Annotated in this window: 8 protein-coding genes; all 8 read left to right on the top strand. The window is 67.3% G+C overall.

The window, feature by feature from the left end:
• Window positions 1-64 precede the first annotated feature (64 nt).
• The 8 genes from XI08_RS04640 to XI08_RS04675 all read left to right on the top strand — a co-directional run bounded on the left by XI08_RS04640 (window position 65) and on the right by XI08_RS04675 (window position 12576).
• On the top strand, window positions 65-586 hold the full coding sequence (locus XI08_RS04640) for a PAS domain-containing protein (RefSeq protein WP_027544071.1): 522 nt from the start codon (window positions 65-67) through the stop codon (window positions 584-586).
• A complete protein-coding gene (locus XI08_RS04645) occupies window positions 564-1868 on the top strand; it encodes a methyl-accepting chemotaxis protein (RefSeq protein WP_271573535.1) in 1305 nt (434 codons plus the stop codon). The genes XI08_RS04640 and XI08_RS04645 overlap by 23 nt, the downstream gene beginning before the upstream one ends.
• A 257-nt stretch (window positions 1869-2125) precedes the next feature.
• Window positions 2126-5395: a transglutaminase family protein gene (locus XI08_RS04650; protein ID WP_271573536.1), complete on the top strand. Its 3270-nt coding sequence runs from the start codon at window positions 2126-2128 to the stop codon at window positions 5393-5395.
• Between the two features lie 27 nt (window positions 5396-5422).
• A complete protein-coding gene (locus XI08_RS04655) occupies window positions 5423-7936 on the top strand; it encodes a circularly permuted type 2 ATP-grasp protein (protein ID WP_271573537.1) in 2514 nt (837 codons plus the stop codon).
• Window positions 7933-8811 carry a transglutaminase family protein gene (locus XI08_RS04660; RefSeq protein WP_271573538.1) on the top strand — a complete coding sequence of 293 codons (879 nt, stop codon included), beginning with the start codon at window positions 7933-7935 and terminating at the stop codon, window positions 8809-8811. Before XI08_RS04655 ends, XI08_RS04660 begins: the two co-directional genes overlap by 4 nt.
• A gap of 328 nt (window positions 8812-9139) precedes the next feature.
• Window positions 9140-9967, top strand: coding sequence for an HD domain-containing protein (locus XI08_RS04665; protein WP_027544076.1), 828 nt, complete (start codon window positions 9140-9142; stop codon window positions 9965-9967).
• A 110-nt stretch (window positions 9968-10077) separates the two neighbouring features.
• Window positions 10078-10974 (top strand): alpha/beta fold hydrolase, encoded by an 897-nt coding sequence (locus tag XI08_RS04670; RefSeq protein WP_271573539.1) that lies wholly within the window; start codon window positions 10078-10080, stop codon window positions 10972-10974.
• A 78-nt stretch (window positions 10975-11052) separates the two neighbouring features.
• Window positions 11053-12576, top strand: coding sequence for an FAD-dependent oxidoreductase (locus tag XI08_RS04675; protein ID WP_271573540.1), 1524 nt, complete (start codon window positions 11053-11055; stop codon window positions 12574-12576).
• Window positions 12577-12619 lie beyond the last annotated feature (43 nt).

Consider the following 12619-nt stretch of genomic DNA (forward strand, 5'->3'; position numbering starts at 1 on the left):
CGTAATCGTGAGGCGATGTGGGCGACTCTTCGGGGGCGCTGCCCTTCGTGAGGATTCGTCAACGATGACGCGTGCGATACGGCCGACTGGCGTGGAAAATCTCCTCGGCGAGGAGGAGCTGATCGTATCGAAGACCGACCTCAAGGGCCGCATCACCTACGCCAACGACATTTTCCTCCGCATGGCGAAATACAGCTACGCCGAGCTGATGGGCGCCCCCCATAGCCTGATCCGCCACCCCGACATGCCGCGCTGCGTCTTCAAGCTGCTCTGGGACACGCTTCAGTCCAGGCAGGAGATCTTCGCCTACGTCGTCAATCTGGCGAAGGACGGCAGTCATTACTGGGTGTTCGCCCACGTCACGCCGACGTTCGACGAGCGTGGCAATATCGTCGGCTATCACTCCAACCGCCGCAAGCCCGATCCGGCGCAGGTCGAACGCATCAAGCCGATCTACAAGACGCTGTGCGCGGAAGAGGCGCGGCATGCCAATGCCAAGGACGGCATGCATGCGAGCTTCGATGCGATGGTCGGCCTGCTCAAGCAACAGGGTGTCGGTTACGATGAATTTGTGCTCTCTCTCTAAGGCGCAGGGAGCGACCGCGCTCGCGTGTGTACTCGCCGTCGTTGCGTTCGGACTCTCGCTTCTCGGTGTGACCGGAATCATCGGTGCGGCGCTGCCTGGCGCGACGGTCGTGCTGCTCGGCTATGCCGTCTGGTGCCAGCGTCGCACGGCGGTGGCCGTCGATGAGGTCGCGGATGTGTGCCGCAAGGCGGCGCGCGGCGATCTCGAGGCACGCATCCTGAGCGATCGTCAGGCCGGGCGGATCGGCGCCATTCAGAAGTCGGTCAACGACATGCTCGACATCACCGACGCCTATCTGCGCGAAGCCTCGGCGTCGATGGACTACGCCAGCCGCGGCAAGTATTTCCGCAAGATCCTGGCGCGCGGATTGCCCGGCTCGTTCCGCCGTTCGGCCGCCGTCATCAATTCTGGCACCGACAGTCTCGGCCGCAGGGTCGTCGAGATTGCGGACCTCGCACAGCAGTTCGGCACGCATCTCGACCAGGTGGCCGGCACCCTCATGGGGGCCGCGACCGATCTCGAATCCGACGCCGGCCAGATGGCGGCGGCGGCCGAGAAGACCAGCCGGCAGACCTCCGGCGTGCTCAGCGCGTCCGACCATGCCTCGCGCAATGTCGCCACCGTCGCCAGCGCCGCGGAACAGCTTGCGTCCTCGATTGCCGAGATCGGCCGTCAGGTCACCGGCTCGACCGCGAGCACCGGACGCGCCGTGAACGAGGCCAATCGCGCCGGCAGCGAGATCCGCACGCTTGCGGATGCGGCGATGCGGATCGGCGACGTGGTCAAGCTGATCAGCGAGATCGCCGAGCAGACCAACCTCCTGGCGCTCAACGCCACGATCGAGGCGGCGCGTGCGGGCGAGGCCGGTCGCGGCTTCGCGGTGGTGGCCTCCGAGGTCAAGAGCCTCGCCAACCAGACCGCGAAGGCGACCGAGGAGATCAGCGCCAAGGTCGGCGAGATGCAGCAATCGACCACCAATTCGGTCGCAGCGGTCGAGGCGATCGCGCAGACCATCGCCGAGATCGACGGCATCACCGCTTCGATCGCGACCGCGATCGAGCAGCAGGGTCTTGCGACCCGCGAGATCGCCCGCAACGTCCAGGAGGCGTCGGCCGGCACCTCCCAGGTCTCCTCCAACGTCACAGGCATCAGCGAAGCCGCCGCCGACACCGGCCGCGTCGCGAGCCGCGTCAACAGCGCCTCCGAGCGCGTCCATGGCGAGGTCGAGACGCTCAAGCGCGAGGTCACCCAGTTCCTGCAACGGCTGACGTCCGCGGCGTAGCGTCATCCTACAAGAGGTCGTCATGCCCGGGCTTGTCCCGGGCATCCACGTTCTTGGGATGGCAAGAGAAGGTCGTGGATGGCCGGGACGAGCCCGGCCATGACGCTGTGGGGGCTGTAGAGCGCCAACTCTCAAGTCTTGTGCGATTGCCCCCGGACGACCGGGATACTTCCTAGGCACGGTCTGCCCGTTGTTAGTGCTTGATCGCACTGACGTCAGGTGTTCTGCTCAAAAAAGCTGCTGGAGCACCGTACCCCGTGTCGATCTACGTCGCGTTACACCACGTCACGCACTACAAATACGACCGCCCGATCGATCTCGGCCCGCAGACCATCCGTCTGCGGCCGGCGCCGCACACGCGCACGCCGATCCTGAGCTATTCGCTCAAGGTCACGCCGGCCAACCATTTCGTGAACTGGCAGCAGGACCCGCAGGGCAACTGGCTGGCGCGCTACGTTTTTCCGGAGAAGACGACCGAGCTGAAATTCGAGGTCGATTTCACGGCGCAGATGACCGTGGTCAACCCGTTCGACTTCTTCGTCGAGCCCTATGCCGACAGCTTCCCGTTCGAATATCCCAAGGATCTGAAGACGGAGCTGGCGCCCTATCTCGAGACCGTCAAGCCGGATCGCCTGTTCGCGAAATTTCTCGACACGATCCCGCACGAAGCCCCGAACACCGTCAACTTCCTGGTCGATCTCAATCGCGAGCTTCAGAAGCACGTCCGGTACATCATCCGGATGGAGCCGGGCGTGCAGACGCCGGAGGAGACGCTTTCCTCTGGCGCCGGCTCGTGCCGCGACTCCGCCTGGCTCCTGATTCAGACGCTGCGCCATCTCGGGCTCGCTGCCCGTTTCGTCTCCGGCTACCTGATCCAGATCCGCCCCGACATCGATCCGATCGAGGGACCGCCCGAGGTCGAGAACGACTTCACCGATCTGCACGCCTGGGCCGAGGTCTACCTGCCGGGCGCGGGCTGGATCGGGTTCGACGCCACCTCCGGCATGCTGGCGGGCGAGGGGCATATCCCGGTGGCCGCCACGCCGCATTATCGCTCGGCCGCGCCGATCTCCGGGGGTGCCGGCTTTGCCGAAGTCGAGTTCGCCTTCGACATGAGCGTCAAGCGCATCCGCGAGGCGCCGCGCATCACCAAGCCGTTCTCCGACGAATCCTGGGCGCGGCTCGACGATCTCGGCGAGCAGGTCGACGGCGATCTCGCGAGCGCGGACGTGCGGCTCACCATGGGCGGCGAGCCGACCTTCGTCTCGGTCGACGATCTCGAGGCGGGGGAGTGGAACACGGAGGCCGTCGGCCCGACCAAGCGCGCGCTCGGCGACGATCTGATCCGCCGGTTGCGCGCGCGCTTCGCGCCGGGCGGTCTGCTGCATTACGGCCAGGGCAAATGGTATCCCGGCGAGAGCCTGCCGCGCTGGGCCTTCGGCCTCTATTGGCGCAAGGACGGCGTGCCGATCTGGAAGAATGTCGACCTGATCGCCAAGATCGAGAATCCGCGGCCGGCCGGGACGAAGGACGCCGAGGCCTTTATCGAGGGCGCGGCGCTGCGGCTTGGGCTCGATCCCGGCTACATCATGCCGGCCTATGAAGACACCGCACTCTGGCTTCAGAAGGAAGCCGAGCTTCCCGTCAATGTCGATCCGACCGACTCCAAATTGTCCGATCCGGAGGCACGTGCGCGCATCGCGCGGGTGTTCGAGCAGGGCCTCAACACCCCGCGCGGCTTCGTGCTGCCGGTGCAGCGCTGGAACGCGCCGCCGCGCTGGCGCAGCGAGCGCTGGACGCTGCGGCGCAATCATCTGTTCCTGACGCCGGGCGATTCCCCGCTCGGCCTGCGCCTGCCGATCGGCTCGCTCGGCTACGTTCCGCCGAACCAGTATCCCTACATCATCGAGCGCGACCCGATGGAGGCGCGCGGCAAGCTGCCGGTGTTCACGCTCGCCGCGCGCCCGGAAGCGCCGCCGCGGGTCGCGTCCGAGCATCTCAACACGTCGGTTCCGGTGCGCACCGCGATGTCGGTCGAGGTCCGCGACGGCGTGCTCTGCGCCTTCATGCCGCCGGTCGAGCGCATCGAGGATTATCTCGAACTGGTCGCAGCGCTCGAAGCGACCGCCGAGGAGATGCAGCTCCAGGTCCATGTCGAGGGTTATCCGCCGCCGTTCGACCCGCGCATCGAGGTCATCAAGGTGACGCCCGATCCCGGCGTCATCGAGATCAACATCCAGCCGGCCAAGAGCTGGCGCGATGCGGTCGACATCACCTCCGGCCTCTATGAGGACGCGGCGAAGGTGCGCCTCGGCGCCAACCGCTTCCTGGTCGACGGCCGCCACACCGGCACCGGCGGCGGCAATCACGTCGTCGTCGGCGGCTCCTCACCGCAGGACTCGCCGTTCCTGCGCCGGCCCGATCTGCTCAAGAGTCTGGTCTTGTACTGGCAGCGGCATCCGTCGCTGTCCTACTTCTTCTCCGGCCTCTTCATCGGCCCGACCAGCCAGGCGCCGCGCATCGACGAAGCGCGGCACGACAGCATCTACGAGCTCGAGATCGCGCTCTCGCACGTGCCGCCGCCGGGCTACCAGACGCCGTTGTGGCTGGTGGACCGGCTGTTCCGGCATCTGCTCGTCGACATCACCGGCAACACCCACCGCGCCGAGATCTGCATCGACAAGCTCTATTCGCCCGATGGTCCGACGGGGCGGCTCGGCCTTGTCGAATTCCGCGCGCTCGAAATGCCGCCGGATCCGCGCATGTCGCTGGCGCAGCAGCTGCTGATCCGCGCGCTGATCGCAAGGTTCTGGCGCGAGCCGCAACAAGGCAAGTTCGTGCGCTGGGGCACCGCGCTGCATGACCGCTACATGCTGCCGCATTTCATCTGGGAAGATTTTCTGGACGTGCTCTCCGAGCTGAAGCAGTTCGGCTATCCCTTCGAGCCGGAATGGTATCTGGCCCAGCTCGAATTCCGCTTCCCCGCCTTCGGCCGCGTCCATCATGGCGGCGTGACGCTGGAGCTGCGTCAGGCGCTGGAGCCCTGGCACGTGCTGGGCGAGGAGGGCTCGGCCGGCGGCACCGTGCGCTATGTCGACTCGTCGGTCGAACGCCTCCAGGTCAAGGCGGAGGGTTTTGTCGAGGGCCGCCACATCATCACCTGCAACGGCCGCCGCCTGCCGATGACCTCGACCGGCCGTTCCTCGGAGGCCGTGGCCGGTGTCCGTTTCAAGGCCTGGCAGCCGGCCTCCGGCCTGCACCCGACCATTCCGGTTCACGCGCCCCTGACCTTCGACCTGATCGACACCTGGAACGGCCGCTCGCTCGGCGGCTGCGTCTATCACGTCGCCCATCCCGGCGGCCGCAGCTACGACACCAAGCCCGTCAACACCTACGAGGCCGAGGCGCGGCGGCTGGCGCGCTTCCAGGACCACGGCCATACGCCGGGTCCGATGCAGCCGCCGCCCGAGGAACGCACAAATGAGTTTCCGCTGACCCTCGACTTGCGAACCCCGCTCCTGCAATGAGTATGAGGGTGGGGCAGGGAGAGGCGCATGGGCGAGGGCGCAGCCGAAGGGGACGACAAGGCGGGTAGGGCGCAAAGCCAGCGCCGGCTCGCGCAATGGGTCCGCGACTATAGCCGCCTGCCTGGCATTCCCGACGAGTTCCTGGGGCCCGATGGCGCCCCGCGCGCGGTCTGGAGCCGCTTCTTCGATGCCTTCGGGGCGCTTGCGCCCGACGAGATCGAGCGGCGGTTCGGCATGGCCGACCGTCACCTCCGCGAGGCCGGCGTCACCTACCGCGCCCCCGGCGACAGTGCCGACCGGCCGTGGTCGCTCAGCCATCTGCCGCTGCTGATCGACGAGGCCGACTGGAAGCAGCTCTGCGACGGCATCACCCAGCGCGCTGAACTGCTCGAACTCGTGCTGCGCGACATCTATGGCGAGGGCCGGCTGGTCGCGGAAGGCGCGCTGCCGGCGGCCGCGATCGCCGGCAGTCCCGAATATCTCCGTCCCGTCTGCGGCGTGCCGCCGCCGGGCGGACGCTACCTCTCGCTCTATGCCGCCGACGTCGGCCGCGGGCCCGACGGCCGCTGGTGGGTGCTCGGCGACCGCACGCAGGCGCCATCGGGCGCGGGCTACGCGCTGGAGAACCGCCTGGTGCTCTCGCGCGCCTTCTCCGATCTCTACAAGTCGATGAACGTGCCGCGCGTCGCGCCGTTCTTCGAGGCGTTTCGCGACAGCCTGCGCGCGCGAGCCGATCGCGACGAGCCGCGGATCGGCGTGCTCACCCCCGGCAGCTTCAGCGAGACCTATTTCGAGCACGCGACGCTGGCGCGCTATCTCGGCTTCCTCCTGGTCGAGGGCGACGATCTCGCCGTCAGCGACAACCGCGTCCACATCCGCACCGTCGCGGGCCTCAAGCGGCTCGACGTGCTGCTCCGCCGCGTCGATTCCAACTCGCTCGATCCGCTCGAGCTCGATGCGTCTTCGCGGCTGGGGGTGCCCGGCCTGATCGACGTGCTGCGCAAGGACGGCGTCGTCGTTGCCAACATGCCGGGCTCCGGCGTGCTGGAGGCGCGGGCGATGCTCGGCTTCCTGCCGGCGCTGAGCCGCCGCCTGCTCGGCGAAGAGCTGAAGATGCCGCACATCGCGACCTGGTGGTGCGGCCAGCGCATCGCGCGCGACGAGGTGTTGTCGCGGCTCGACGAGGTCGCGATCGAGGGCGCCTACCGGCGCGGCGTTCCCGGTTTCGACAGCAACGGTCCGGTGCTCGCGAGCGAGCTCGACGCCGGCGGGCGCCAGCGCCTGATCGACGCTATCGGCGCGCGCGGCATGGACTATGTCGGCCAGGAGGTAGTGCGGCTCTCGACCATGCCGGTGTGGGAGCAGGGCCAGATCACGCCGCGCCCGTTCGTGCTGCGCGTGTTCGCCGCCGCCACGCCCGACGGCTGGGCCATCATGCCCGGCGGCTTCTGCCGTATCGCCGAACAGGCCGATGCGCGCGCGGTCTCGATGGGCGACGGCGCGCGCGCTGCCGACGTCTGGGTCGTCTCGGGCAAGCAGGTCTCGACCGCGACGCTGCTGCCCGCGACCGACAAGGTGCGGATCCGCCGCATCGCCGGCGTGCTGCCGAGCCGCGCCGCCGACAATCTGTTCTGGCTCGGCCGCTATCTCGAACGCGCCGAGGCGACGCTGCGGCTGGTGCGCGCACTGGGCTCGCCCAGCGGGCCCAACAAGGGCACCGCGGCCTCGCTGCAATCGGCCGAACGCATCCAGCGCCTGCTGGTGGCCTGGGGCGCGATCTCGCAGACCTCGCGCGCAGCGCCGGGGCGCATCGCCGCCGAGGCGTTGCAGAGCGCGGAGCGTTTCGGCTCGGCCTTGTCGCTGGTGCGCGCGGCGCAGCGCACCGCGACCTCCCTGCGCGAGCGGCTGTCGCCCGATGCCTGGCAGGTCATCACCGAGATGGCCGAGCGCCTCGCCTACGAGGTCGAGGACGACGACAGCGTGCTGAGCGCGGCCGAGCTGACCTTGCAGGAGCTGGCGAGCTTTGCCGGCCTTGCGCAGGAGAACATGAACCGCGCCGCCGGCTGGCGCTTCCTCGACATCGGCCGCCGCACCGAGCGCGCCATCAACACCACGCGCTTCGCCCGCCAGTTCGCCTATGACGAGGCCGGCGACGAGGATCTCGACATCCTGCTGACGCTGGTGGATTCCCAGATTACCTATCGCTCGCGCTATCTGCTGGCGCCCATCCTGGCGCCGGTGCGCGACCTCGCGGTGCTCGACAGCTACAATCCGCGTTCGGTGGCGTTCCAGGTGGCGATGCTGAACGAGCACATCGCCGCGCTGCCGAGCCTCAAGGAGCACGGCCTGATCGAGCAGCCGCAACGGCTCGCGGTCGCGGTGCAGGCGATGCTGGCGACGGCCGAGGCCGAGAAGCTCGAGGTCAAGACTCTGTTCTCGCTGGAGCAGGATTTGCTCAGCCTCGCCGAGGCGATCGGGCTGCATTACTTCCCGCATGGCCCGAACGCCAGCCGGCCGGAAAAGCTGACGGGGCTGGCGTGATCTACGACATCCGTCACGTCACCACCTACGAGTACGAGAGTCCGGTCAGCTTCGCCCGCTGCACGCTGCGGCTGGAGCCGAGGAGCGGCGTCGGGCAGGAGCTGATCTCGCACCATGTCGAGATTCGTCCGCGCCCCTCCGAGCGCAATGTTCGCCGCGATTTCTTCGGCACGCTGACCGAGAGCGTCGTGATCGAGGCCGCGCATCGCAATTTGCGCATCGACTCGCGATCGCGCGTCTCGGTCTCGCGCCAGCCGCCGGCACGCGATGCTGGCAGCCCGGCCTGGGAGAGCATTCGCGACATCGCGTTCGAGGCGACCAGCCTCGGGCCGTCCTCGCCGGTCGGCTACGTCTTTGCGAGCCCGCTGGTGCCGGTGCTACGTCCGGTCAGCGCCTATGCGGCTTTGAGCTTTGCGCCCGGCGCGGGCATCCTCGCCGGCGCGGTCGACCTCATGCACCGCATCCGCACCGAGTTTCGCTACGATCCCAAGGCGACGGTGATTTCGACGCCGCTCAACGAGGTCTTCGACAAGCGCCACGGCGTCTGCCAGGACTTTGCCCATGTGATGATCGCAGGACTGCGCGGGCTCGGTCTTCCGGCGGCCTATGTCAGCGGCTATCTGCGCACCATTCCGCCGCCGGGCCAGCCGCGGCTGCAAGGCGCCGACGCCACCCACGCCTGGGTGTCGCTGTGGTGCGGGTCGGAGCTCGGCTGGGTCGATTTCGATCCGACCAACGATCTTCTGGTCGCCAATGACCATATCGTGCTCGCGGTCGCGCGCGACTTCTCCGACGTCTCGCCGGTCGATGGTATCATCGTCGGTTCGCCGAAGCAGAAGCTCGGCGTCGCCGTCGACGTGCTGCTGGTGGAATGATCGCGGGCCTCCACCGTCCCGGCGTCGTCCTGGACGATGCAGGCGCATCCGCCAGCCGGCGGTCCATTCCGGTGCCCTCTCGCCGACGTCCGATAAAGCGAATTTTGATGTGTGTCCGGCGGCCGCAGTCCTGCATGGCCCGCCCTGGATGCATCGCGCCGCGACAGCAGCCGCGATGTCGCAGCGCGCAACTGCAGCAAATTTCCGTATTTTTGGTCCGGGATTTGGTCACCCGGCCCAAGATGGGCTATGCTGGCCCTTGCGTCGAGGACAGGAATGAGACGTCGGGAGTTGACGTGGGACATCACCGACAAGCGGGGCTGCATCCATGATGACGTTGCCGAGACTGGCGGCCGAATCCCTGGAGAAGTTGCTGGGGACATTCATGCGTCGCCGGTACGACGAGCCCTCTGCCAGGGTGCTGGAGGGCTCGACGCGGACCGCGATGGAATGCATCGGCAACAGCGACGCGCTCTACCACAACATCGAGCATACGATGCTGGTGACGCTCGCCGCCCAGGCCATCCTCACGGGACGCAATCTTCATGCGCATCTTGCGGCGGAGGACTACCTCCACATCCTCATCGCCTGCCTTGCGCACGACATCGGCTATGTTCGCGGCCTGTTTCCGGAGGATGACGAAGACGGTTTCATCATCGACGAGGCCGGGACCAAGGTATCGCTGCCGCGCGGCGCCTCGGACGCCAGTTTGATGATGTATCACGTTGATCGCTCGAAACTTTTTGTGCGGCGGCGGCTGCCGCCGATCCGCGGTATCGACAGCGAGCGCGTCGCCCGCGCCATCGAGGGAACACGCTTCCCGGCCCGCGAAGGGCAGGAGTATGACGACGAGGCCTCGATCCTGCGCGCCGCCGACTTCATCGGCCAGCTCGGCGATCCCAACTATCTGCGCAAGGCCAATGCGCTCTATTACGAATTCGAGGAGGTCGGCATCAACCGCCAACTCGGCTACGATTCGCCCGCCGACATCGTGAACCGCTATCCACAATTCTACTGGAACAGCGTCGCACCGCATATTCAGACCGAGATCGGCTACCTCAACAAGACCGAGATCGGCCGGCAGTGGATAGCCAACCTCTACAGCAACGTGTTCCGCGCCGAGCGCGAGATATCGCTGTCGGGCCCGCAGAAGTAGGGGACTCTTGTAGCCCGGATGAGCGAAGCGATATCCGGGTCCGGTGTCGCCAAACCCCGGATGTCGCTTCGCTCATCCGGGCTACGACCGCGCAAATCCGTGAGAAAATCATGCAACAAAAAACCATCACCACGGATGCCCTCGACATCGCCTATCTCGAATACGGCACGCCTGATGGCTGGCCCTGCATCATGGGCCACGGCTTCCCCTACGACGTGAACGCCTATGCCGAGACTGCGCCGATCATCGCAGCGGCCGGCGCGCGGGTGCTGGTGCCCTGGCTGCGCGGCTACGGGCCGACGCGGTTTCGTTTCCCGGAAACGCTGCGCTCCGGCGAGCAGGCGGCGCTGGGCGCCGACCTGCTCGCCTTCATGGACGCGCTTCGCATCGAACGTGCGGTCGTCGGCGGCTATGACTGGGGCGGCCGCGCGGCCTGCGTGGTTGCGGCGCTGTACCCAGCGCGCGTTGTCGGGCTCGTCTCCGGCAATTCCTACAACATCCAGGACATCGCCCGCTCCATGGAGCCGGGCGCCCCGGCGCATGAGGCGGCGCTCTGGTATCAATATCTCTTCCACAACGAGCGCGGCCGCCGCGCGCTGGAGCGCAACCGGCGCGGCTTCGCCCGCCAGCTCTGGTCGATGTGGTCGCCGACATGGGCCTTTGACGATGCGACGTTCGAGCGGAGCGCGATCTCGTTCGACAACCCTGACTTCGTCGATGTCGTGATTCACTCCTACCGCCACCGTTACGCGCTGGTCGCGGGCGATCCCGCCTATGCCGGGATCGAGGAAAGGCTTGCGGCACAGCCGCCGATCCGTGTCCCGACGATCGCAATCGACGGCGACAGCGACGGCGTCGATTCCGGCACCGCCCATCACGCGCGCAAGTTCGAGGGCTTCTTCGAGCGGCGCGTGTTCGCGGGCGCCGGTCATAACCTGCCGCAGGAGCGGCCGGCCGAATGGGCGCAGGCCGTAGCCGATGTTCGCAAGGCTGCTGCCCGGTCCTGAATTTCGCGATCGCAGGAACTTTTCGCCGGTCCCGCCGTCCAATCCCGAGCCGCACGTTGAGCCGCGAGGGAGATGACCATGAGCGAGCAAAGCAAGCCGAGCGGACCGGATCTGACCAAAGGCGTGGCGCTCACCGCGTTCAAGGACGGCAAGCTGCTCGGCCATGTCGGCGAGGAAGATGTGCTGCTGGTCCAGGCGGGCGGCGAGGTCTTCGCGATCGAGCCCGCCTGCAGCCATTATCACGGCCCTCTCGCCGAAGGCCTGGTGGTGGACGACACCATCCGCTGCCCCTGGCATCACGCCTGCTTCTCCTTGCGATCAGGCGAGGCGACGCGCCCGCCGGCCTTGAGCGCGCTGGCGGTATGGGAGGTGACGCGGGACCAGGACAGGATCATCGTTCAGCGCAAGCGTGAGGCACCGAAGCGCCCGGCGCCGCACCGTAGCGCGCCGGCGCCCGAGAAATTCGTCATCGTCGGCGGCGGCGCGGCCGGCTTTGCGGCGGCCGAGATGCTCCGGCGCGAGGGCTTTGCCGGCGCCATCACCATGCTCAGCAATGATGGCGCCATGCCGGTCGACCGGCCGAACCTCTCCAAGGACTACCTCGCCGGCAACGCACCGGAGGATTGGCTGCCGCTGCGGGGCGAGGACTATTATCAGGACGCCGGCATCGATCTCAGGCTGAACACGAATGTCTCCGCGATCGATGCGAAGACGCGCAGCGTCACGCTGGGCAATGGCGACAGACTGCCGTTCGACCGGCTGCTGCTCGCGACCGGCGCCGAGCCGGTCAAATTGCAGATTCCGGGTGCCGACCAGCCCCATGTCCACACCTTGCGGTCTGTCGCCGACAGCCGCGCCATCATCAAGGCCACGGGCAGCGCGAGGCGCGTGCTGGTGATCGGCGCCAGCTTCATTGGCCTCGAAGTCGCCGCCTCGTTGCGGGCACGCAAGCTGGAGGTCCATGTGGTCGCTCCAGAGGAGCGGCCGATGCAGCGCGTGCTCGGACCGGAGATGGGCGATTTCGTTCGCGCGCTCCATGAAGAGAATGGCGTCAACTTCCACCTCGGGGACACTGTGGAGAGGCTCGACGGTACGCGCGCGACGCTGAAGAGCGGCGGCGTCATCGAGGCCGACCTCGTCGTGGTCGGCATCGGCGTCAAGCCGCGCCTTGCGCTGGCCGAGAAGGCGGGGCTTGCGGCGGATCGCGGTGTCAGCGTGAGCGAATATCTCGAAACCAGCATCGCCGGCATCTTTGCGGCTGGCGACATCGCGCGCTGGCCCGATCCGCATTCGCGGCAAACCATCCGCGTCGAGCACTGGGTGGTGGCGGAGCGGCAGGGCCAGACCGCGGCGCGCAACATGCTGGGCCGGCGTGAACGCTTCGATGCCGTGCCGTTCTTCTGGAGCCAGCATTACGATGTGCCGATCAACTATGTCGGCCACGCCGAGAGTTTTGACGACATCGCGATCGAGGGCAGCATTGCAGGCAAGGACTGTCTGCTGAAGTACCGCAAGGGCGGACGCGTGCTTGCGGTCGCCTCGATTTACCGCGATCTCGACAGTCTCAAAGCCGAGCTCGACATGGAGCGGCGGGGCGCGTGAGCCCCTGCCGTCGCTTGGCCGTACCCCGGCGAGCCAATTCACC

This window comes from Bradyrhizobium sp. CCBAU 11361 (genome assembly GCF_028128935.1).
GTDB lineage: Bacteria > Pseudomonadota > Alphaproteobacteria > Rhizobiales > Xanthobacteraceae > Bradyrhizobium > Bradyrhizobium niftali.